At 70.3% G+C, this 24,584-nt stretch carries 10 protein-coding genes; 4 read left to right on the forward strand and 6 right to left on the reverse strand.

Annotation, left to right across the window (positions count from 1 at the left end):
• From OHA55_RS25425 to dpgA, 5 genes are read right to left on the reverse strand one after another with little or no spacing between them, the layout of a single operon-like run.
• On the reverse strand, positions 1-1,185 hold the full coding sequence (locus OHA55_RS25425) for a cytochrome P450 (RefSeq protein WP_266709971.1): 1,185 nt from the start codon (positions 1,183-1,185) through the stop codon (positions 1-3).
• On the reverse strand, positions 1,182-2,465 hold the full coding sequence (locus tag OHA55_RS25430; RefSeq protein WP_266709972.1) for a PLP-dependent aminotransferase family protein: 1,284 nt from the start codon (positions 2,463-2,465) through the stop codon (positions 1,182-1,184). Before OHA55_RS25430 ends, OHA55_RS25425 begins: the two co-directional genes overlap by 4 nt.
• A 6-nt stretch (positions 2,466-2,471) precedes the next feature.
• Positions 2,472-3,836: a (3,5-dihydroxyphenyl)acetyl-CoA 1,2-dioxygenase DpgC gene (gene dpgC, locus OHA55_RS25435; RefSeq protein ID WP_266709973.1), complete on the reverse strand. Its 1,365-nt coding sequence runs from the start codon at positions 3,834-3,836 to the stop codon at positions 2,472-2,474.
• Positions 3,833-4,504, reverse strand: coding sequence for an enoyl-CoA-hydratase DpgB (gene dpgB, locus OHA55_RS25440; protein WP_266709974.1), 672 nt, complete (start codon positions 4,502-4,504; stop codon positions 3,833-3,835). Before dpgB ends, dpgC begins: the two co-directional genes overlap by 4 nt.
• 20 nt (positions 4,505-4,524) lie before the next feature.
• Positions 4,525-5,586, reverse strand: a complete 1,062-nt coding sequence (gene dpgA, locus OHA55_RS25445) for a 3,5-dihydroxyphenylacetyl-CoA synthase DpgA (protein ID WP_266711137.1) — start codon at positions 5,584-5,586, stop codon at positions 4,525-4,527.
• 105 nt (positions 5,587-5,691) lie between these two features.
• Between dpgA and dpgD the strand changes: the two genes are divergently transcribed.
• Positions 5,692-6,495: an enoyl-CoA-hydratase DpgD gene (gene dpgD, locus OHA55_RS25450; protein ID WP_266709975.1), complete on the forward strand. Its 804-nt coding sequence runs from the start codon at positions 5,692-5,694 to the stop codon at positions 6,493-6,495.
• 49 nt (positions 6,496-6,544) lie between these two features.
• Here dpgD and OHA55_RS25455 read toward each other — a convergent pair whose 3' ends face one another.
• The gene (locus OHA55_RS25455) at positions 6,545-7,705 is read right to left on the reverse strand and encodes a glycine amidinotransferase (RefSeq protein ID WP_266709976.1); all 1,161 of its coding nucleotides are present in this window, start codon (positions 7,703-7,705) and stop codon (positions 6,545-6,547) included.
• Between the two features lie 195 nt (positions 7,706-7,900).
• Here OHA55_RS25455 and OHA55_RS25460 point away from each other — a divergent pair, with 195 nt between their 5' ends.
• The 3 genes from OHA55_RS25460 (at position 7,901) to OHA55_RS25470 (ending at position 24,522) form a co-directional block, all read left to right on the forward strand.
• Positions 7,901-8,947 carry a methyltransferase gene (locus tag OHA55_RS25460; protein ID WP_266709977.1) on the forward strand — a complete coding sequence of 349 codons (1,047 nt, stop codon included), beginning with the start codon at positions 7,901-7,903 and terminating at the stop codon, positions 8,945-8,947.
• Positions 8,948-9,010: 63 nt separating this feature from the next.
• Complete coding sequence (locus OHA55_RS25465; RefSeq protein ID WP_266709978.1) at positions 9,011-9,226, forward strand: MbtH family protein; 216 nt, start codon at positions 9,011-9,013, stop codon at positions 9,224-9,226.
• A 59-nt stretch (positions 9,227-9,285) separates the two neighbouring features.
• Entirely contained in the window at positions 9,286-24,522 is a 15,237-nt protein-coding gene (locus tag OHA55_RS25470; RefSeq protein ID WP_266711139.1) for a non-ribosomal peptide synthetase, read from the forward strand.
• Positions 24,523-24,584: the final 62 nt, after the last annotated feature.

The following is a 24,584-nucleotide window of genomic DNA, read 5'->3' on the forward strand; positions in this document are numbered from 1 at the left end:
CTACCAGGTGACGGGCAGACGGTGCACGCCGTAGACGCTCATGTCGGAGGCGAAGGGGATCTCCTCGGGCGGCACGGCGAGAGCGAGCCCGGGGAAGCGACGGAAGAGCGCGGGCAAGGCCGTCCGCATCTCCATGCGGACGAGGTTCTGGCCGAGACACTGGTGGATGCCGTAGCCGAATGCCATGTGTCCGGAGGTCTTCCGGGTGAAGTCGAGACGGTCGGGGTCGGTGAACCAGCCGGCGTCCCGGTTGGCCGACGGGATGGACACGGTCACCGACTCGCCGGCCTTCATCAGGTGGCCCTCGAACTCCAGGTCCTCAGTCGGCGTGCGGGGCACGCCGAAGTGGAAGACGGAGAGGTGGCGCAGGAGCTCCTCGACCGCGTTGTCCGTGATCGACGGATCGTCCCGGAAGACCGCGAGCTGCTCGGGGTGGGCAAGCAGGGCCAGCGTGCTCAGGGCGAGCGAGCTGGACGTCGACTCGTGTCCGGCGGTGAGCAGCAGGACCCCGACGCCGGCGATCTCCTCGGCGTCGAGGGTTCCGTCGGCCGCGAGCAGGTTCAGCAGGCCGTCGCCCAGGCCGCCCTCGCGAGAGAGGCGGCGCAGGAAGTCATAGAGCCGGTCCATGGCCTCGGAGGCCTCGTCGGCTGCCGCTGTGAGGCTGAACAGGACCTCGCTGTTGCGCTGGAACTCGGCGCGGTCCTCGTAGGGCACGCCGAGAAGTTCGCAGATGACCAGCGACGGTACCGGCAGGGCGAAGGAGGCCACCAGGTCGACGGGGCCGCCCTGGTCGGCCATCGCGGCCAGCACGTGGTCGACGATGGCCTCGATCCGGGGGCGCATCTCCCGCATACGGCGGGCGGTGAACTTGCCCGCCAGCTGCTGACGCAACCGGGTGTGCTCGGGCGCGTCCATGTCGACGAGCCAGCCCGGCAGGGCCGGAGCACCGTAGAAGGGGTCGGCACCGGGCCGGTTCACGGGGGCCCGCTTGAACTCCGAGCGGGCGCTGAAGCGCGTGTCGGCGAGCACCTTGCGGGCCAGCGCGTGGCTGGTCACCAGCCAGCCGATGTGGCCGTCGGGGTAGCGCATCCGCCGGACGGGCTCGTCCTGACGGTACTTGGCCAGCTCCGGCGGCGGGTCGAAGGGATTCACACGCACGGTCGGGTGCGGAGCGATCAGGGTCATTGTCTCGTCTCCTTGGTCAGGAACGCGGCGAGCCTGCGCACGCCCTCGTCGATCCCGTCGGGATCGAGGTAGCTGCACGAGAGCCGGATCTGGGTGTCGCCGGCGCCGTCGAGGAAGAACTGCCTCATGGGGGTCCACAGCACGCCGTACTCGGCGGCGGACACCTCCAACAGGTCGGTGTCGGCGGGGACGGGCAGGTGGACACGCACGAAGAAACCGCCGTCGGGCCGGTTCCAGTGGACTCCCGGAGGAGGCGAACCCAGATCCCGGTCGAGTGCGTCGAGCAGGAGGTGGAGGTTGCGCCGGTAGAGCTCGGACTTGGTGCGGCTGAGCCTGTCGAGCGAACCTCCGTGTTCGAGAAGCATCCCTCCGATCACCGCCTGGGAGAGCGGGGAGGTGTTCACCGTGACCATCGACTTGATCGACGCCAGGACGTCGGCGAGAATCCGCGCATCGCCGCCGTCCACGCGCTGGTCGGCGATGACGAAGCCGACCCGGGCACCGGGGAAGGCCGTCTTGGCGAACGTCCCGATGTGGATCACCCGACCCTCGGTGTCGATCGCTTTCAGCGAGGGCAGTTCGTCGTCGGCAGCCGCGGTGAACCCGTAGGCGTTGTCCTCCAGGAGGAGCAGGTCCTCGCGGGCGGCGAGGGCGAGCAGTCGGTGGCGGCAGTCGAGGGTCATCCGGCTGCCGCCGGGATTCGAGTAGTCGGGTGCCACGTACAGGGCGCGCACGGCACGCCCGGCCGCGCGGGCCTCCTGGCACGACCGCGCGAGGCCGTCGAGGTCGAGGCCGTGCGCCGTCTCGTCGACACCCAGGACGTCGACGTCGAGCAGCCGGGCTGCGCCGGTGATGCCGACGAAGCACGGGTTGGCCACCGCGAGCACGTCGCCCGACGAGCGGAACAGGGCACGCAGAACCAGCAGCATCGCCTCCTGGGCCCCCACCGTGATCACGTACGACTCCGGCGGGGCGTCGATGCCGTAGTCCTGGCGAAGCGCCTCGGCCACGATGTCGTTGATCAGGCCGCGGGCGGGGCCGTACTCGAACAGCAGGCGGCGCGCCCGATCGGGACTCGCGCCCCGGACCACGGCGTGGTCGAGGAACCGGTCGGTGAAGCGCTGGACGTCCACGTCGGGCAGGGTGTCCGGGTGTGGGGCACCGGGGGCGAAGGAAATCGCCCCTGGGTGACGGCTCATCACCTCGTTGAGGAAACTGATGGAGCCGAGAACAGGGGCCGTCACGGACCCGTGCAGCCGGTCGGTGTGGAGCTGGACCATGGTCGCTCAGCTCCCGCCCCGGGACCGCTGCCAGCGGCGCTCCACCTTGGCGAGCACATCCTCGCTGTACGAGCGGGCAACCTGCACGACCGCGAACTCGGCGAGGTACTCCCTGTAGAGGTCGAGGGGTTCCTCGACGAGGCCCAGCATGTGGCGGTTTGCGGCCACGGCCGGCGCGGCGAGCTCGGTGACGGCCCGTTCGACGGCGTCGGCCATGTCGCACGGGGCGACCACCTCGTCGCACAGCAGCCGGAACTCCGGGTCGGCCGTGCCGATCCGGCGCCCGCCCAGGATGACCTGGCGCGCGGTCCTTGCCCCGGTGAACCGGGACAGCCGGAGATTGCCGAGGCCAGGCACGATGCCCTCCTCTGCGGCCGGGAGGCTGAAGTAGGCGCCCTCCTCGGCGATGACCCGGTCGAGGACGAGCAGCAACTGCATGCCGCCCCCGATGGCGAAGGCGTCGACGGCACCCACCCAGGGTTTCTGCTGGACGCGTTCTCCCCAGGACGCGGCCTCGGGGCTGCTGAGCAGGCCCCGGTACATCTTGTTGATGTACCCGAGTTCGCGGCCCATCAGGAAGTCGACGAACGAGATGTCGCCCTGGCGTAGGTCCTTGAGGTTGATGCCGGCGCTGAACACCCGCCGTCCCTCGTAGCGGGGGTGGTCCACCTCGCCTCCGCGCAGGACCCCGACCGCGGTGGCGTCGTCCATGAGGACGAGGTCGACAGCGGTCTCCAGGTCGCCGATCAGCTCGTTCGTCTCGGCGTTGAGACAGTGTGCGTTGCGGAAGGTGACGTGGCCGGCACGGCCGCGGCGCTCGACGAGGACACTGGAGAGCTCGACGCGGCCTTCGGCGCGGTAGTCGGACAGCAACTCCAGCGCGCGGGGTGTCGGCCGGAGCATCGCCTCGATCAGGTGACGACCGGCCGTGGCCGAGCGCAGGATCGCGCCGCAGAAGATGGCCTGGTCGATTTCCCGCCCGTCCTTCTCCGCTTGGATGTACTCGTTCTCCGCCGCCATCTGGGCGTCGGTGGGGACGAGGCCGGGGAATTCGTCCGCCGCGGCCCGGATCAGCTCCGGAAGCCGCAGATGACGGGTGCGCCGGGCGGTGAGCTCGTCGTACACGCCCTCGGCGTGCAGGGCGAGGAAGGCACTCCGGGCCGCACGGCCGCCGCCGAGTAGCCGCTCGGCAGCCTCCTGCTGCGCAGGTGTGCGCAGAGGCCGGGGGCGGAGCAGGGCGAGCAGCCGCTCGGTTTCGGTGATATGGGCGGCGAGTGCGGCGCGGTCCGGCTCCAGGCGTCCGCTGAAGCCGGGGACAGGCGGTGTCCCGAGAGGCAGCGCGGCGGTACCGGCCATGGCGGAGGCACTCATGCGGCCCGCCCTGCGGTGCGCATCCGGCGCAGTTCACGGTCGCAGGCAGCCAAGTGGACGCCGAGAGCCTCGTCGTACTCGGTGGTCTCCGCCTCAGTGATGAGCTGGCGACGCAGCGCGGTTTCGCGGTCGGCGAGGTGGCTGGTGAGCGTACGGGCGGTGGCCTCGGCCTCCTCGGCGGTCTCGGCACCTCGGTCGATCAGACCCAGTTCCAGGGCGCGCGCCAAAGGGATGCCGCCGTCCCACAGCAGCAGTCGGCGGGTCCGGTGCGCGCCGAGGCGGCGCACCAGGCGGTAGAGGGCCATGCCCGGCCAGAAGTGACCGTCGTTGACGGGCAGGGTCAGGGTCAGGCCCCGGACGCCGATGCCGACGTCGGCGGCGAGGAGCAGTTCCACGGCCGGGCCGGCGCAGGCGCCTTGGGCAAGGACGACGGTGGTGGCGTCGAGCTTCTCCAGACGGCGCAGGGCCCTCTCCCAGCGGTTGACGGAGGAGACGGTGACCTCTCCCGGCCAGGCGGCCGGCTCGGAGGGGGCGGCGGGAGCGGTGAGCCGCAGAACGAGTGTCGTGGCGTGGCGATCGCTCTCGGCCTCGTCGCAGAGAGAGTTGAGAGCGGTGGTCAGCTCGGTGAGCGGCCGGGTCGCGTCCAGTTCGGTGAAGGTGCTGTTCACGGGGTTTCCTTTTTCTCGGGTCACCAGGCGACCAAAGCCATTTCGATGGTCGAGCCCGGACCCATGGTCATGAAGATGCCGAATTCTCCGGAGAGGGCAACACCCTCGGCGCGCAGCCGCTCGTACGAGAAGAGGAACGAGCCACTGGAGATGTTTCCGTGGTCCCGCAGGACGCCTGTGGTGTGCCGTACGTCGTGGCGGCTGAGGCCAAGGTTCGCGCGGACCGAGTCGATGACCTTCTTTCCGCCCGAATGGATGACCCAGTGCGAGATGTCGGAGAGGCGCAGGCCGGTTCCGTCGAGAAGATTTCCGAGTGCGGTCTCGGCGTGCGCGCCGACGACGTAGGGAACTTCCGGGTCGAGGTAGAAGCTGAACTTCCCGTGGTCGTCGTCCCAGTCGTAGCGCATGGCGTCGAGGGCGTCCGGGATGATGCAGCTGGAGAACTTCAGCAGGGCCGGGCCGGGGGCCGGGTCGCCGGCTCCGGCGACCGCGGCGGCGCCGGTATCGGAGGTGACCGCGATGGCCGCGGAGCCGTCGCCGAAGAGGCTGTTCACCACGGACGAGCGCATGGTGCCGTCGAAGACGTAAGCGGCGGAGCAGGCTTCGACGCAGACCATCAGGGCGATCTCGCCCGGGTGGGCCTTGGCCCACCCGGCCACGGCGGTCAGTGCGTTGAGGCCGGCGTTGCAGCCCATACCCACGACATCGAGGCGCGAGCAGTGCACGTCGATACCGAGTTCCTTGATGAGGAGCGCGGAGAGGCCGGGGGTGAGCAGGCCGGTGGTGGTGACGCAACAGAGGTAGCCGACGTCCGCCAGGTCGAGGCCGGCGTCCGTCAGGCATGCCTCGACGGCCTCCCTGGCCATGGCGACCCCGGTCGTGGCGTGCTTCTTCAGGAGTTCGCCCTGCGTCTCCACGGACCGGGTGCCGTCCGGGAGCAGCGGCGGCAGGGTCAGTCCCCGACGCTCGATGGCGCTGTTCAGGAAGATGGAGCGGATGCGCGGATCGACGATGCCGAATTCGTCCAGCATCTCCTGCTGTGTGTAGGAGGTCCTGGGCACCGCCGTGCCAATTCCGATAATGCGGGGTGGCGCCGACTCCTGTCCTCTGAAGAGCCTTTGGGTCTCGCTTTCGTGTGGGACTTCGATCACTGTCACGAATGACTCCCCTGCGTTAGGATCATTTCCATGTATCAACTGTCAACGGTGCGTTACGAGAAGAGCGGGCACGTGGCCCGTATAACCCTCGACCGACCCGAAGTTCTGAATGCCATGAATCTGCGCATGCACGCGGAACTCGCCGATGTCTGGGACGATTTCGATGCGGACGACGATCTGTGGGTGGCGGTTCTTTCCGGCGCCGGCGACCGGTCCTTCTCCGTCGGCCAGGACCTCAAGGAGTTGGCCGCTCGCGAGCAGTCGGGCACTGCCGCTCCCTCGTCCTTCGGCAGTCGCGGCAAGCCGGGCTGGCCGCGACTGACCGAAAGGTTCGACATGGTCAAGCCGGTGGTGGCGCAGGTCCGGGGATACGCCCTGGGCGGCGGATTCGAGCTGGCTCTTGCGTGTGACATCGTGGTTGCCTCCGAGGACGCGAGCTTCGCCCTGCCGGAAGCCCGGCTGGGCCTGATGGCCGGGGCGGGCGGGGTGTTCCGGCTGACCCGTCAGGTGCCGTGGAAAGCGGCGATGGGTCATCTGCTGACGGGGCGCCGGATGACCGCCGGGCGGGCCTACGAACTCGGCCTCGTCAATGAGGTCGTACCTTCCGCGGGTCTCGACGCCTGCGTAGAAGGATGGGTGGCGGACATCGTGAGCTGCGCGCCCTTGTCCGTACGGGCGATCAAGGAGGCGGCGGTCAAAGCCTCGACGCTGCCGCTCGACCAGGCGTTCACGGCGCGCTACCCGGCCGAGGAGCGGAGAATGCACAGCAAGGACGCCGTCGAGGGCCCGGTGGCCTTCGCCGAGAAGCGCGCCCCCCGGTGGCAGGGCCGCTGAGATGGAACCGGTGCCGGCCGGGGCGTATCCCGGTCGGCACCCGCAGGTCTCAGACGAGGTAGTCCTCAGGGCCGCCGTCGCGGACGGTGTCGAGCGTGAAGCAGTGGAACCCGCCGCCGAACAGCCGCCGGTGCCGGTGCCGCACGGGCACGACCGTGAATCCGTGCTTCTCCAGGGTGCGCATCATCTCCGGGCACGCTTCGTTGACCAGAACCGTGTCGGGGCTCACCGACAGCACGTTCAGGTCGATGAAAGGGCTGGTCAGGATGAGGTCGTCGTCGTCGTAGCGCGGGAAGTCATCGCTCTCCGGGCTCGGTGGGACGATCAGGTCCCAGCGTCGCAGCGGCTCCGGCAGCAGCTCGGCCACCTTCTCCGAACGCACCAGCAGCGTTCCCGGGCGCAGGGCGAGGACCATGCTGTCGATGTGACTGTCGCTGATCCCGTGCACCCGGTGGATCCGGAACCGTCCCTCCAGGTGGCGTTCCAGCCAGTCGACGGCCAGCGCGTGGTTGGCGGTCGCGATGTTGACGACGATGTCCCGACCCAGGCGCAGGCACTGCGCCGCGTCGAACATCATCTCCAGACCTAGGTCGTAGGGCGAGGGGCGTGGGTCGCCGATGGGCTCGGTGGGACCGCCGGCCGTGCTGGTGCGCGCGTACGACAGGTCGAAGGACGCGTCCGTCATCATCGGCCGCGGCATCGCCGTCCAGCGCGCCCCCTGACGGAAGTAGTGCTGGAAAACCGGCTTCAGGAGTTGGGTCTCGAAGTAGCGGGAGCGGATCATCGGTGGGGTCTCGATGATCTCGTCGCCGAGGATCAGCGTGTTGTCGCGGACGTTCAGCGGCGGGACCACCGAGGCGGACCAGGCCGGCGTGCGGACGTCGCCGGTGTCGGCCGCCACGTCCAGCGGGCGCAGCACTTCGACCGAGAGGGACCGCAACGCCGCTGCGATTCCCTCCAGGTCCTCTTCCAGTTCGTCGACATAGCGCTTCTTGATGAGCACACGCGCACCGCCCGGGTCCGCAGCGCTGTCCCGGCGTGCGGAGAGCCTCGGGTAGTACCACTCGGAACGAGAGGAGTTGTCCTGGGCGAGGTTGTCATGGAAGAAGAGGTCGAAGGAGAGTTCGCGTTCGTGAGAGACGTAGTTCTTTGCCGAGCCGACCACGACCTCTCTCAGTGGTGACCACTCGTCATAGCTGTTCAGTTGCATGGTTCCTCGTTCTCCGTCCCGTGCTCGCGCAGCCTCTCTGCCTCGAACGCTAGTGGCTGGTTGTCACGATGTTCCACGCCTTGGCAACTAATTGCCAAGAGTGGTCCGGGGCGGGGAAAGGCTGGCTAGGTTGGCTCCCGCCTCGGGGTGTTGCCCCCGCTGGGCACCCCAGACCTAGGGAAGTGGCAGGAGCACATGGACAGGTACGGCACGCACGACGGTGACCCGGTACTCGAGCGTTTTCACTTCCTGGTGAACGCGCCCGCACTCTTCAACGCGGTCGCCACCGCGGTGGAACTGCGCGTCTTCCCATTCCTCGCGGAGCACCCGCACTCCGGGTTCGAGGAGATCCGCGTCCACACCGACATGCCGGCACACCAACTCCGTGTCCTGCTGCAGGCGGTGTGCAGTACGGGTCTGCTGCGCCGCGAGAACGGCCGCTACTTCAACTCGGACGTTGCGGGGGCTCTGCTCGCCTCGGACGACGAGGACAGCTGGGGCCACGTCGTCGTGGGCTGGAAGGAGGTCTACTACCCGGCCTTCGCCCACATGACGAAGGCCCTGAAGGCCGGCACCAACCTCGCCCTGGACAGCTACCCGGGTGACGAGCCCACCCTCTACCAGCGGCTCTCCCGCAACCCGGAGCTGGAGGCGGTGTTCCACCGCGCCATGAGCGCCTTCACCCTGCAGTCCGTCGACGCGCTGGTGGACAGGGAGGAGTTCGCCTCCGTCCGCCGCCTCCTCGACGTCGGCGGCGGTGACGGCACCACCTCGGCCCGCCTGGTCGCCCGCCACCCCGATCTCGTCTCCACCGTCTTCGACATGCCGAGCGTCTCCAAGCTGGGCGAGGACAAGGCCGTGGCGGACTATCCGGACCGGGTGGAGCTGTACCCCGGTGACATCTTCAACGACGTCTTCCCGGTCGGCGCCGACGCCGTCCTCTTCAGCCACGTTCTGGAGATCTTCTCCGAGGACCAGATCCTCGGCCTGCTGAAGAAGGCGTACGCCAGCCTGCCTGAGGGCGGCAAGGTGTTCGTCTACGGCTACAACGTCTCCGACGACGAGACGACCGGAATCTTCGGCGCCCGCCTCGGTCTCTACTTCAACGTCCTCGCAAGCGGCCAGGGAATGGCCTATCCGGCCGGCGACTACGAGGACTGGTTGCGCCGGGCCGGGTTCGGCGACGTGAAGACGATCACTGGCCTGCCGTACGAGCACGGTCTCACGCTCGGTGTGAAGTGACCGTCCCGACCGCATCCGCACATTTGATTCGCCGGCCGGTATCCATCTCCCAGGAGCTGAAAAATGGCAAATCCGTTCGATGATCCCGAAGGTCGTTTCCTCGTACTGGTCAATGAGGAGGGCCAGCACTCCCTGTGGCCCGAGTTCGCCCAGATCCCCCCGGGCTGGACCCGCACCCTCGGTCCCGCCGACCGTGCGGCCTGCGTCGACCACATCAACGAGACCTGGACCGACATGCGGCCGCGCAGCCTGGCCGCGCAGCTCGACCAGACCTCCTGACCACCCTGATTACACCTGCCGCCCCCCCGGGGGCGGCGCATCACGAGGAGCGAGTGACGATGTTCGTGGGTTCGGTGCCGGAGGCCTTCGGCGAGCAGGCAGCTCGCACTCCAGAAGCCGTGGCGGTGCGGTGCGCCGGGCGTGGCCTCACCTACCGGGATCTCGACGAGAGGTCGGACCGGCTGGCCGAAGTCCTGGGCGCCGAAGGCGCGGGCGCGGAACGTCCCGTTCTGGTACTGATGGACCGCACGGTCGACCTGGTCGTCGCGCTCCTCGCCGTACTCAAGACGGGAGCGCACTACCTCCCGCTCCACCCCGCCCATCCGCGCGAGCGGATGGAGTGGACCGCGACGGGAAGCGGCGCTGCGGTCCTGCTCACCGACTCCGTCATGGCCGCCCACGCTCCGAGGGTCCCGGCCACCGTCCTGGCGGACCTGACAGAGGCCCGGCCGGCCGGCGCCCCCGGGCGGCCGGGTGCCGGCCGCCCGGCCGCGCGAGTCCTGCCCGAGCAGCTCGCCTACGTGATGCACACCTCGGGCTCCACCGGCACCCCCAAGGGCGTTGCCGTCACCCACCGCAACATCCTGGACCTCGTGGGCGATTCGATGTTCGCTGCGCCCGGTGCCCACGAGCGCGTCCTGCTCGTCGCGTCGTACGCCTTCGACCCCGCCACGTACGCACTCTGGTATCCGCTCCTGACCGGGGGCACCGTCGTCCTCGCCACCGAGGGCGAGCTGACCGTGGACCGCCTCGCGGAGCTCATCGCCCGGGAGCGGATCACGGCCGCCGAGATCCCGGCCGGCCTGTTCCGCGTGATGGCCGAGGAGCACCCGGAGTGCTTCGCCGGGATGCGGGAGGTCCTCACCGGCGGCGACGTCGTCTCGGCCGGCGCCGTGCGCCGGGTCCTGGAACACTGCCCCGACACTGTCGTGCGCGGCACCTACGGCCCCACCGAAACCACTCTGTACGCCGCCCAGCACCGGTGGGTCCGAGCAGCCGACGTTCCGGACCGGGTCCCGCTCGGCGGCCCGCTCGACGGTATGCGCGCCTACGTTCTCGACGCCGCCCTGCGTCCCGTCGCCGACGGCGGGACCGGCGAGCTGTACCTGGCCGGCGCGGGCCTCGCCCGTGGGTACGCCCACCGCCCCGACCTCACGGCCGAGCGCTTCGTCGCCGACCCGTTCTCCGCGGACGGCTCGCGGATGTACCGCTCCGGCGACCTCGCACGCCGCGCCGGCGACGGTCTCCTCGTGTTCGCCGGGCGCTCCGACGACCAGGTGAAGATCCGCGGCTACCGCGTCGAGCCGGGAGAGGTCCAGGCCGCGCTCGCCGACTGCGCCGGACTGCGCCAGTCAGTCGTGACCGTCCGCGAGGAACAGCCCGGAGACAAACGGCTCGTCGTCTACATCGTGCCCGAGCACGCGGGCGCCGCCGACGCGGCCGTCGCCGCTCGCGCCCACCTTGAGCAGCGCCTCCCCTCGTACGCGCTGCCCACCGCCTACGTCGTACTCGAACGGCTGCCGCTCACCGCGAACCACAAGGTCGACTACCGCGCCCTGCCCGCCCCCGCCCCCGCCCTCGCCGATGCCGACGACGGCACCGGCCGCACGCCGCGCACCGACCGCGAGGCCCTGCTGTGCCGACTCTTCGAAGACATCCTCGACGTGACCGGCACCGGGGCCGACGACGATTTCTTCGCCCTCGGCGGCAACTCCCTGCACGCCATCCGCCTCGTCAGCCGGATCCGCGGCGAACTCGGTATCGACCTCCCCGTCACCGCGGTCTTCGACCGCCCCACGGTCAGCGCTCTGGCCCGAGCGACGGAGAACGCCGCCGCCGCACGGCCCGCGCTCGTGCCGACGGTCCGACCCGACGTGATCCCGCTCTCCCCGGCCCAGCACCGCATGTGGTTCCACAACCGTATGGACGGCGGCTCCGCGGCCTACGTGCTTCCCGTCGCCGTGCGCCTCGCCGGCGTCCTCGACCCGGCCGCTCTGGAGGCGGCACTCGGTGACCTCTTCGACCGGCACGAGGCGCTGCGCACCGTCTTCCCCGAGCGAGACGGCGAACCGCACCAGATGATCTTGCCGGCGGGTCGGGTCCGCCCCGAACTGCCCGTGGAACACGTGGCCGACCTGGACGCGGAACTGCGCGAGGCCGCGTACGCCACCTTCGACCCGACCGTCGACGTACCCCTGCGTGCCCGCCTGTTCATTGCCGGCCCGGACGAGCACGTTCTGCTCCTCACGCTCAGCCACATCGGCACCGACGGCTGGTCCATGCAGCCCCTCACCCGCGAACTCCAGCAGGCCTACACCGCGCGCCTGGCGGGCGAGTCCCCGCACTTCGCCCCGTTGCCGGCGCAGTACGCGGACTACACGCTGTGGCAGCGCGAGCTCCTGGGCGACCCCCGTGATCCGGCGGGACTCGCCGCCCGCCAGATCGAGTTCTGGCGCCGCACCCTCGACGGCGTCCCCGCAGAGCTGGAACTGCCCATCGACTTCCCGAGGCCGCCGGTGGCCGGTCAGGGCGGCGGTGTGGTCCCCCTCGACCTGCGGCCCGAACTGCACGCCTCCCTGACACGACTGGCCCGCACCACCCGCACCAGCGTGCCGATGGTCCTGCAGGCGGCCGTGGCGACCCTGCTCACCCGCCTCGGCGCGGGCACCGACATTCCGATCGGCACCACCGTCGCCGGACGTACGGACGCGGCCCTCGACGGTCTGATCGGCTTCTTCGTCAACACGCTGGTGCTGCGCACGGACACCTCCGGCGACCCCACCTTCCGGGCCCTGCTGGAACGGGTCCGCGAGGGCGCCCTGGCCGCCTACGAGCACCAGGAGGTGCCCTTCGACCAGGTCGTGGAGGCGGTCAACCCGGACCGCTCGCTCTCCCGCCATCCCCTGTTCCAGACGATGCTGACGATGGAGAACGCCGGCGGCTACCGGTTCACGCTGCCCGGGCTCACCGCGCGGGCCGAGGAGATCCCCGCCACCACCGCGAAGTTCGACCTTCTCTTCGGCTTCACCGAGCGGTACGGCGCCGACGGCACACCCGACGGGCTCACCGGCCGCCTCGAGTTCTCCGCCGACCTGTTCACGCACGCCACGGCCGAGCTGTTCGCCCGCCGCTTCACCACCCTGCTGGTCCAGGCTCTCGCCGACCCCGATCAGGCCTTGGGCGACCTCGACCTGTTCCTCGAAGGCGAGCGGCAGCGGGAACTCGCGACTGCCGACGCCACCGTGACCGGACTGCCTGCCGCCGGCCTCCCCGAGCTGCTGCACGCGCAGGCCGCCCGCACGCCCGGCGCACTCGCGGTCAGCGCCCCCGACGGCCGGCTGACCTACGCGGAACTCGACGAGCGTTCCAACCGGCTGGCCAGGCTGCTGCTCGCCCGTGGCGCCGGTCCGGGCTCGTACGTCGGGGTGCTGCTTCCCCGCGGCGCCCGGCTGACCGTCGCCTTCACCGCCGTCCTCAAGGCAGGTGCCGCCTATCTGCCGCTCGACCCGCAGTACCCGCGGGAGCGTACCGAGTTCGTCCTTCAGGACGCCCGCCCCGCAGTGTGCCTGACCGACCGGGCGGGCACGGACCGGCTCACCGGGCCTCTGCTCGACCTCGACGACGCCGAGGTCCAGACGGAGCTCGCCGCGCTGGGCGCTGACCTGCCCACAGACGCCGACCGCCCCGCCCCGCTGACCCACGAGACCCCCGGCTACGTCGTCTACACCTCGGGCTCCACCGGCCGCCCCAAGGGCGTCGTCCTGCCCGCCAGAGTTCTGATCAACCTGCTCGCCTGGAACGCCACCGTCTTCCCGTACCGGCCCGGAGCCCGGGTCTCGCAGTTTTCGGCGGTCGGTTTCGACGTCTTCGAGCACGAGATCCTCATGACCTTGCTCAACGGCAAGACGCTGTGCGTCCCGGACGAGGAGACCCGGCTCGACGCGGGCCGACTCGCGGCCTGGCTGGAAGAGGAGCGCGTCACCGAGTTCTTCGCCCCCGACCTCGTGATCACGGCGGTCTACGAGGCTGCCACCGAGCAGGGCCTTCCGCTGGCGGCACTGCGGCACGTCGCCCAGGCCGGCGAAGCCCTGCAACTGAGCGGGCCTGTCCGCGCCTTCCACGAGGCCCGCCCCGAGCTGCGGCTCCACAACCACTACGGGCCGTCCGAGACCCATCTGGTCACCAGCGCCACCCTGCCTGCCACAGTTGCCGACTGGCCGCTCACCGCACCTCTCGGCGAGGCGATCTGGAACACCCGGCTGCACATCCTCGACGAGCGGCTGCGCCCGGTGCCGACGGGCGTTCCCGGCGAACTGTATCTGTCCGGCGGTGTCCTCGCCCACGGCTATCTGGGCCGACCCGGCCTGACCGCCGAGCGTTTCGTGGCGAACCGGTTCGGCGCGCCGGGCGAGCGCATGTACCGCACCGGCGACCTGGTGCGACGGCGTTCCGACGGCGAACTGGCCTTCCTCGGCCGCGCCGACGACCAGGTCAAGATCCGCGGAGTCCGTGTCGAACTCGGCGAACTCAACGCGCTGGTCGGCGCGGTGCCGGGAGTGGCGCACGCCGCCACCGTCCTGCGCGAGGACACCCCGGGCGACAAACGTCTGGTGTCCTACGTCGTCCCCGGTCCCGGTGACCACGTCCCGTCCGCGGACGCACTGCGCCGCGCGGTCGCCGCGGCCGTACCGCCCGCCGTCGTGCCCTCGGCGTTCGTCGTGGTGGACTCCCTCCCGCTGACCGCCAACGGCAAACTCGACCGCAGGGCCCTGCCCGCGCCGGCCTACGCCGGTACCTCGGACCGTCTTCCCGCCACCGCCGAGGAGCGGATGCTGTGCGAGCTGTTCGCCGAGGTCCTGGGAGCAGATTCGGTGGGCGTCGACGACGACTTCTTCGCCCTCGGCGGCCACTCGCTGCTCGCCACCCGTCTGGTCAACCGGGTGCGCGGTGCCCTCGACTTCGAACTGGGGGTGCGCGCCGTGTTCGAGGCGCCGACGCCCGGAGGTCTGGCCGCGCTGTTGCCGGCCGCGGACGCCGCCCGTCCCGCACTGACCGCCGCGGAGCGCCCGTTGGCGTTGCCCGCCTCGGCGGCTCAACAGCGCCTGTGGTTCCTGGACCGCTTCGAGGAGGGCAGCACCGCCTACAACCTGCTCCTCACCTACCGCGTCCCCGGCCCGCTGGACACCAACGCCCTGGAGGGCGCGCTCGGCGACCTCGTCTCCCGGCACGAGACCCTGCGCACGGTGTTCCGTGAGACGGACGGAGAGGTCCTCCAGCTGGTCCTCCCCGATGCACACCTCGCGCTGCACCACGTCAACTGCACCGAGGACGAACTGGAGACCGTCCTCGACGGCCTCGGCCACCATGCCTTCGACCTGAGCCGGGACCTCCCGCTGCGTGCGTCGCTCGTCCGGATCGCCGACGACGACCACGTGCTGGTGCTGCTGCTGCACCACATAGCCGCCGACGCCGCGTCGATGGCGCCGCTGGGGGCCGACCTGTCTGCTGCCTACCGCGCACGGATGGCGGGCGGGGCTCCCACGTGGCACCCCCTGGCCGTCCAGTACGCCGACTACGCCCTCTGGCAGCGCCGACTCCTGGACGCGGTCGAGGGCCCGCAGCTGGATCACTGGCGCGAAGCTCTGGCCGGTCTGCCGGAAGAACTCGACCTGCCCACCGACCGGCCCCGTCCCGCTCTCCCCTCGTACCGGGGCGAAGCCTTCGAGACCGAGCTGAGTGCCGGACTCCACGCAGATCTGGCCGAGTTGGCACGCACGACGGGTACGACGCTCACCATGGTCGCGCACGCCGCGCTCGCCGCTGTCCTCACCCGTCTCGGCGCCGGGACCGACATCCCGATCGGCACCCCTGTCGCCGGCCGCACCGACGAAGCCCTCGACGGCTTGATCGGTTTCTTCGTCAACACGCTGGTGCTGCGCACGGACACCTCGGGAGACCCCTCTTTCCACGACCTCCTCAACCGTGCCCGCGAGACCGGTCTGGCCGCCTACGAGAACCAGGACGTTCCCTTCGAACGGGTCGTCGAGGCCCTCAATCCGAACCGCTCCCCAGCGCGCCACCCCCTCTTCCAGATCATGCTCCAGGTCACCGGAGAAACCGGTGCCACCCTGGACCTGTGCGGCAGGCCGGTGGAGGGCCACACGGCCAACCGTGACGGTTCCAAGTTCGACCTGTCGCTGAACCTGCGCGCCGGCACGGCACCGGACGGCCGTCCGGGACCGATGCGAGTCGCCGTCGGCTACTCCGCCGACCTGTTCGACCGGATCACCGTGGTGCGCCTCGTCGAGCGCCTCATCCGCGTCCTGGAAGTGGCGGCCGCCGATCCGGCCGTCCGTATCGGTTCCCTGGACATCCTCGGCGCCGAGGAGCACGCTGCCCTGCTGACTGCGCCCGTCGCCCACGACGAGGCGGACGCGACCCTTCCCGAGCTGTTCGCCGCGCAGGCCGCCCGTACCCCCGACGCCGTCGCCGCGTCCTTCGACGGCGAACACCTCACGTACGCCGAACTCGACGCGCGCGCCAACCGTCTGGCTCGTCTGCTGGCCGAGCGGGGGGCCGGACCCGACCGCCTCGTCGCTGTCGCCCTGCCCCGATCCACCGCCCTGGTCGTCACTCTGCTCGCCGTACTCAAGGCGGGAGCCGCCTATCTGCCGGTCGATCCCGACTACCCGGCGGACCGCATCGCGTACATGCTGGAGGACGCCGCCCCCGTCCTCCTGGTGACCGCGGGAGACCTCGCGGCGCGGCTGCCCGGCGATACGCCCGTCCTGCCGCTCGATACACCGGACACTGCCCGGCGCTTGGCGGAGACGGCCGCGACCGCCCCGGCCACCGGAGTGCTGCTGCCCGACCACACGGCCTACGTCATCTACACCTCGGGCTCCACCGGCCGCCCCAAGGGCGTCGTCGTGCCGCACCGGAACGTCACGCGTCTCTTCGCCTCCACCCGTCACTGGTTCGGTTTCGGCGCGGACGACGTGTGGACGCTCTTCCACTCGTACGCCTTCGACTTCTCCGTCTGGGAGCTGTGGGGCCCGCTGCTCCACGGCGGTCGGCTCGTGGTCGTCCCGCACTCCGTCAGCCGCAGCCCGGTGGACTTCCTCCGGCTGCTCGCCGATGAGCGTGTCACCGTGCTCAACCAGACGCCGTCCGCCTTCTACCAGCTGGTCCAAGCGGACGCCGAGAACCCCGAGGTCGGCGACCGGCTTGCGCTGCGGACCGTCGTGTTCGGCGGTGAAGCACTCGACCTGCGCCGACTCGCCGACTGGTACCTACGGCACCGCGACGATGCTCCCGTCCTGATGAACATGTACGGCATCACCGAGACCACGGTGCATGTCACCCACCAGGCTCTCGATCGCGAGAAGGCGGCCACGCTCCCGGGCAGCGTCATCGGCGAGGCCATTCCCGATCTCGGCCTGTACGTCCTGGACGACCTGCTGCGCCCGGTCCCCACCGGAGTGCCGGGAGAGCTGTACGTCTCGGGAGACGGCCTCGCGCGAGGCTATCTGGGCCGGCCCGGCCTGTCTGCGGCCCGCTTCGTCGCCTGCCCCTACGGTGGGCCCGGCGCTCGGATGTACCGCACCGGGGACATCGTCCGCCGGACTTCACGGGATCGCCTGGAGTACCTGGGCAGGGCTGACGACCAGGTGAAGGTCCGCGGCTTCCGCATCGAACTCGGCGAGATCGAGTCCGCTCAGAGCACCTTCCCGGCCGTCGCCCAGTCCGCCGTCGTGGTCCGCGAGGACGTCCCCGGCGACCGGCGGCTCGTCGGCTACGCCGTGCCCCGCGCCGGTGAGCGGATCGATACCGGCGCCCTCCGTGCGCACCTGACCGGCGTCCTCCCCTCGCACATGGTCCCCTCGGCCTTCGTCGAGGTGTCCGTGCTGCCGCTGACCGCGAACGGCAAGCTGGACCGCAAGGCGTTGCCCGCACCGGTGTACGCCGGCAGCGGTACGGCCGGTCTTCCGGTCACCGCGGACGAGCGGGTGCTGTGCGAGTTGTTCGCCGAGGTCTTGGGCGCCGATTCGGTGGGCGTCGAGGACGACTTCTTCGCTCTTGGCGGGCACTCTCTTCTCGCCACGCGCCTCATCAGCCGTATCCGTACCACGTTCGAGAGTGAGCTCTCGGTCCGGGCGGTCTTCGAATCGCCCAGCCCCGGTGCCCTGGCCGCGCGTCTCACTCGGACCGGGACGACACGCCCCGCTCTGACGGCCACCGGGCGACCGGAGATCGTGCCCGCTTCCGCCGCCCAGCAGCGCCTGTGGTTCCTCGACCAGTTGGAGGGCCCGGGCACCACCTACAACGCTCCCGTCGGTTTCCGTATCCGGGGCACCCTCGACGCCACCGCCCTCGAACAGGCACTCGCTGATGTCGTCTCGCGGCACGAGACCCTGCGCACTGTGTTCCACCAGCATGCCGGCGAGATCATCCAGACGGTCCGGGAGGAAGCCGATCTCCGGCTCCACCGGGTGCCTTGCGCCGAACACGAGCTGGACACGGTCCTGGAGGACCTCGGCTGCCATGTCTTCGACCTGGGTCACGACCTGCCGCTGCGGGCTTCGCTCATCCGGATCACCGAACACGACCACGTCCTGCACCTGTTGTTCCACCACATCGCGAGCGACGGCGCTTCCATGCGCCCGCTCGGCAGTGACCTCTCCGCGGCCTACCGGGCCCGGCTCACCGGCGGCACTCCTGACTGGCAGCCCCTGGCCGTTCAGTACGCCGACTACACCCTCTGGCAGCGTCGGCTCCTCCGCACCATCGAAGAGCCGCAACTGGCCTTTTGGAAGGAGACGCTCACCGGTCTGCCGGTCGAACTCGACCTCCCTGCCGACCGGCCCCGCCCCACCGTGCCCACGCACCGGGGCGAGGTCTTCGAGACCGAGCTCAGCAGTGAACTCCACGCCAGGCTCACCGAGCTGACACGCACCACCGGCACCACCCTCACCATGGTCGTCCACGCCGCTCTCGCGGCCCTCCTCACCCGCCTCGGCGCAGGCACCGACATTCCCCTCGGCACCCCTGTCGCCGGCCGCACCGACGAAGCCCTCGACCACCTCGTCGGCTTCTTCATCAACACCCTGGTCCTGCGGACCGACACCTCAGGAGATCCCTCCTTCCACGAGCTCCTCCACCGCGTCCGCGAAACCAGCCTGGCCGCCTACCACCATCAGGACGTCCCCTTCGAACGCGTCGTCGAGACCCTCAACCCGCCTCGCTCCACCACCCGACACCCCCTCTTCCAGATCATGCTCCAGGTCGACATGGGCAACGGTTCGGCCCTCGACCTGCCGGGTGCGGAGGTCGAAGGTGTCGAAGGCGTCCTGGACCAGGCGAAGTTCGACCTCAACATCAACTTCCGGGCACTGACCGACGCCGACGGGCGCCCCGGCCCGCTGCGCGCCACCATCGGCTACGCCACCGACCTCTACGACGAGAACACCGTCCGACAGCTCTTCACGCGCCTCGTCCGCGTCCTCGACAACGCCGCCCACGCCCCCGCCACCCGCATCGGCGCCATCGACATCCTCGGCACCGACGAACGACGGCGCATGCTGGAGGACTGGAACGAGACCTCGGCTCCGATGCCCGACAAAACCGTGCTGGAGCTCTTCGAGGACCAATGCGCACGCACCCCCGCAGCGCCCGCGGTCGTCAACGGGGTCAGTGGCCTCACCTACGCCGAACTCGACGCACGCGCCAACCGCCTGGCACACCTGCTGCGGGACCACGGGGTCGGCCCCGAGTCCATGGTCGGGCTGCGGCTGGAGCGCGGCACCGAGGCCGTGGTCTCCGTTCTCGCCGTCTGGAAGGCGGGTGCGGCCTACCTGCCGCTCGATCCGGACTACCCGGCCGACCGCGCCGCTTTCATGCTGGACAACGCCGAGGCCGGGTTGTTGCTGACGGACGAGAGGCTTCGGGCGGACCTTCCGGAGTGCGGCGTCCCCGTCCTCAGCCTCGACGACCCCGCCCTGCTCGACCGGCTCGCCGCCCTTCCGGACGGGTCTCCCGGGGTGCGGGCCAGCGGCGACGCGTTGGCTTACGTCATCTACACCTCGGGCTCCACCGGTCGCCCCAAGGGCGTCGCCGTCCACCACGGTGGCCTGGTCAACTACGTGGTCTGGTCCTCCCGGGCGTACGGAGTGGCCGGCGGCGCCGGTGCCGCCCTGCATTCCTCACTGGCCTTCGACCTGACCGTCACCAGCCTGATGGTGCCGCTGATCTCGGGTTCCCCCGTCGTCGTAAGTGTCGAGGGCGGGGCCGAAGGGCTCGCGGACACGGTCCGGGCCACCGGCGGCTTCGAGGTGATCAAGGTGGTGCCCGCGCACGTTCCGCTGCTCAACGAGCTGCTCGCGGACGAGGACGCCGCACGGGCCACGCGGCGTCTGGTCGTCGGTGGCGAGACCCTGACCGTCTCGGACGTCCGATCCTGGCTGCGGCGCGCTCCCGATTCGATGGTGACCAACGAGTACGGGCCGACCGAGACGGTGGTCGGCTGCTGTGTCTTCGACGTCGTCGCGGGCCAGGACCTCGGCGACGCGGTACCCATCGGAAAGCCGATCGCCAATACCCGGCTGTACGTGCTGGACGAACGGCTCCAACCGGTAGCCCCCGGTGTACCCGGTGAGCTGTACATCGCCGGGACCGTGGTGGCCCGCGGCTACGTGTCACGCCCCGACCTGACCGCCGAGCGCTTCGTGGCGGACCCGTTCGCGGCGGACGGCACTCGGATGTACCGCTCCGGCGACCGTGTCAAGTGGTCCGCCGACGGACTGCTCTGGTTCATCGGCCGTTCGGACGACCAGGTGAAGATCCGCGGCCATCGCATCGAACCCGGTGAGGTCCGGGCGATCGTGACCGCCCACCCCGAGGTGCACCAAGCCGCGGTCGTCGCCCGGGAGGACGTCCCCGGTGACCGGCGGCTCGTCGCCTACGTCGTCCCGGCCGACGGTGCCGACGCCGATGCGTTGCCCTCCTCCGTACGAGAGTTCATGGTGGGCCGGCTGCCTGAGTACATGGTGGCGGACGCGGTGGTCTGCCTGGGGTGCCTGCCGCTGACCGCCAACGGAAAGCTGGACACCACCGCGCTGCCGGCTCCCGTCAGGGAGGGGGCGTCGGCCGGTCTTCCGGTCACCGCGGACGAGCGGGTGCTGTGCGAGTTGTTCGCCGAGGTCTTGGGCGCCGATTCGGTGGGCGTCGAGGACGACTTCTTCGCTCTCGGCGGGCACTCTCTTCTCGCCACGCGCCTCATCAGCCGTATCCGCACCACGTTCGAGAGTGAGCTCTCGGTCCGGGCGGTCTTCGAATCGCCCAGCCCCGGTGCCCTGGCCGCGCGTCTCACTCGGACCGGGACGACACGCCCCGCTCTGACGGCCACCGGGCGACCGGAGATCGTGCCCGCTTCCGCCGCCCAGCAGCGCCTGTGGTTCCTCGACCAGTTGGAGGGCCCGGGCACCACCTACAACGCTCCCCTCAGTTTCCGTATCCGGGGCACCCTCGACGCCACCGCCCTCGAACAGGCACTCGCTGATGTCGTCTCGCGGCACGAGACCCTGCGCACTGTGTTCCACCAGCATGCCGGCGAGATCATCCAGACGGTCCGGGAGGAAGCCGATCTCCGGCTCCACCGGGTGCCTTGCGCCGAACACGAGCTGGACACGGTCCTGGAGGACCTCGGCTGCCATGTCTTCGACCTGGGTCACGACCTGCCGCTGCGGGCTTCGCTCATCCGGATCACCGAACACGACCACGTCCTGCACCTGTTGTTCCACCACATCGCGAGCGACGGCGCTTCCATGCGCCCGCTCGGCAGTGACCTCTCCGCGGCCTACCGGGCCCGGCTCACCGGCGGCACTCCTGACTGGCAGCCCCTGGCTGTTCAGTACGCCGACTACACCCTCTGGCAGCGTCGGCTCCTCCGCACCATCGAAGAGCCGCAACTGGCCTTTTGGAAGGAGACGCTCACCGGTCTGCCGGTCGAACTCGACCTCCCTGCCGACCGGCCCCGCCCCACCGTGCCCACGCACCGGGGCGAGGTCTTCGAGACCGAGCTCAGCAGTGAACTCCACGCCAGGCTGACCGAGCTGACACGCACCACCGGCACCACCCTCACCATGGTCGTCCACGCCGCTCTCGCGGCCCTCCTCACCCGTCTCGGCGCAGGCACCGACATTCCCCTCGGCACCCCTGTCGCCGGCCGCACCGACGAAGCCCTCGACCACCTCGTCGGCTTCTTCATCAACACCCTGGTCCTGCGGACCGACACCTCAGGAGATCCCTCCTTCCACGAGCTCCTCCACCGCGTCCGCGAAACCAGCCTGGCCGCCTACCACCATCAGGACGTCCCCTTCGAACGCGTCGTCGAGACCCTCAACCCGCCTCGCTCCACCACCCGACACCCCCTCTTCCAGATCATGCTGGAGGTGGCCAGCGGTTCCGGACCGACGATGGAATTGCCGGGTGCGGAGGTCGAGGGTGTCGAAGGCGTCCTGGACCAGGCGAAGTTCGACCTCAACATCAACTTCCGGGCACTGACCGACGGCGACGGGCGCCCCGGCCCGCTGCGCGCCACCATCGGCTACGCCACCGACCTCTACGACGAGAACACCGTCCGACAGCTCTTCACGCGCCTCGTCCGCGTCCTCGACAACGCCGCCCACGCCCCCGCCACCCGCATCGGCGCCATCGACATCCTCGGCACCGACGAACGACACGAACTGGCCGTCCTCGCGGCCGGCCCCGACCCGGTCGACCGCTTTCCGGAGAGTTCGCTCCAGGAGGCGTTCCGGAACCAAGTGCTCCGGACGCCGGATGCCGTGGCGGTGCGCTGCGCTGGCGACAGCCTCACGTACGCGGAACTCGACGCGCGCGCCAACCGCCTGGCACACCTGCTGATCGCTGCGGGAGCCGGTCCCGAGCGGCCTGTCGCCATCCTGATGAGCCGCACGGTGGACCTCGTGGTCGCCCTGACCGCGATCCTCAAGTCCGGTTCCTACTATGTGCCGTTGCACCACGCGTCGCCGCTCGACCGGATGCAGGTCGTGCTCTCGGAATGCGGTGCCGAGGTCCTGCTCACCGACCGGGTTATGCGGGAGCGCGGACTGCCCGATGCGGCTGCGGTGGTCCTGGTCGAGGACGGCGCGGACGCGTCCGTGCCGTCGGCCGAGCCCGCGGTGCGCGGCCTCCGCCAGCAGCTGGCGTACGTGATGTACACCTCAGGTTCGACCGGCAAGCCCAAGGGCGTCGCCGTCACCCACCAGGACGTGTTCGAGCTGGTCAACGACTCGATCCTCGTCCCGGGCGACCACGACCGAGTGCTGTTGCTCACCCCGTACGAGTTCGACCCGTCCACGTACTCCTTCTGGTATCCACTGCTGCACGGCGGTACCAGCGTCATCGCGCCCGAGGAGGACCTGACCGTAGAACGGCTCGCGAGGCTGCTGCGGACGGAGCGGATTACCGGTGTCGACGTCACCGCAGGTCTCTTCCGTGTCATGGCCGAGGAGCAGCCCGAGTGCTTCGCGGGGGTCAAGGTGGTCATCACCGGTGGCGACATCGTGTCGCCGGTGGCGGTCCGCAGAGTTCTGGAGCACTGCCCGGACCTGCTGGTACGCAGTAACTACGGGCCCACCGAGACCACGTTGTTCGCGACCTCGGCGCCTTGGCGCAAGGCTTCGGAGGTGCCGGCGCCCGTGCCCATCGGACGGCCTCTGGACGGTATGGCAGCCCACGTCCTCGATGCTTCGCTGACCCCGGTCCCGGTCGGGGTGACCGGCGAACTGTACTTGTCGGGCACCGGTCTGGCCCGGGGCTATCTGAACCGGCCCGATCTGACGGCCGAGCGCTTCGTGGCCGATCCGTTCGGTCCCGCCGGCTCCAGGATGTACCGCACGGGCGACCGGGTGCGCTGGACGGCCGACGGTCTGATCGACTTCGTCGGCCGGGCCGACGAACAGGTCAAGATCCGCGGTTTCCGCATCGAGCTCCCGGAGATCGAGTCGGTCCTTGCCGCCTTCCCCGGTGTCCGTCAGGTCTCCGTCATAGCCCGTGAGGACCGACCGGGCGACAAGCGGCTCGTCGGCTACGTGGTCGGCGACACCGAGATCGACCTGGACGCGCTGGACCGGCACGCCCGCCGGGCCCTCCCCGACTACATGGTCCCGGGTGCCGTCCTCGTCCTGGAGCGGCTGCCGCTGACCCCGAACAACAAGGTCGACTACCGTGCGCTGCCGGCCCCGGCGCTGCCGTCGCGCGAGGGACGTCCGCCGCGTACCCGCAGCGAGGCCGTGTTGTGCGATCTGTTCGCGGACGTCCTCGGCACCGACGGCATCGGCGTCGACGACGACTTCTTCATCCTCGGCGGCCACTCCCTGCTCGCCACCCGTCTGATCAGCCGCATCCGCGACCGGTTCGGCTGCGAGCTGTCGGTGCGCGCCCTGTTCGAGGCGCCGACCGTGGCCCTTCTCGCCGAACGGCTCGGCCGGGACGGCCGGGGCAGGACCGGAGACGGCCTCGGTGTGCTGCTGCCGCTGCGCGCGGAGGGCACCCGCCGCCCGCTGTTCTGCGTCCACCCGGCCATCGGCCTGGGCTGGTGCTACAGCGGACTGCCCAGCCGACTGGACAGACGGCAGCCCGTGTACGGTCTGCAGGCCCCGGGCTTCTCCGACCCGGACGAAGGCCCGTCGTCCTTCGAGGCGATGCTCGACCGGTACGTGGCGGAGATCCGTTCCGTACAGCACGAGGGGCCCTACGCCCTGCTCGGCTGGTCCTTCGGCGGGGCCGCAGCGCATGCGCTCGCGGTGCGGCTGCGGGAGCTCGGCGAGAAGGTCGAGTTCCTCGGACTGCTCGACGCCTTCCCCGGGCGGGCCGACCTCGTGTCCCCACCCGTCGGGTACGACGACCCCGAGGTCTGGCCGGCGATCAGGGACTCGGTGGGGCACGACCCCGCCCACCCGGACAGCCCGCTCGCCGAGCTGGGACCGGACGGGCTCGACGCCCTGGCCCGGGTGTTCGTGGACGTCACCAACCTGCGCGGCACGTTCGACTCGGGCGTGTTCGACGGGGAGCTGGTCCTCTTCACCGCCACGGAGGGCGCGACGGTGAGCGAGCCGGACCGGGTGTGGGCACCACACGTCACGGGGCGGATCGAGGTCCATCCCGTCGACTGCTCCCACGGCGCGATGACCGCGCCGGGCCCCCTCAAGGTCATCGGCCGGGTCGTCGCCCGGCACCTCGACGACCTGGCCGAAGCCCATGAGCCGGACGCCTGAACGGGCCCGCCCCAGACGCCCGTCTCCCCGCAAGACCCGCGCGAACCCCTCAAAGGAACCGA

Source organism: Streptomyces sp. NBC_00102 (genome assembly GCF_026343115.1).
In the GTDB taxonomy this organism is placed as follows: domain Bacteria; phylum Actinomycetota; class Actinomycetes; order Streptomycetales; family Streptomycetaceae; genus Streptomyces.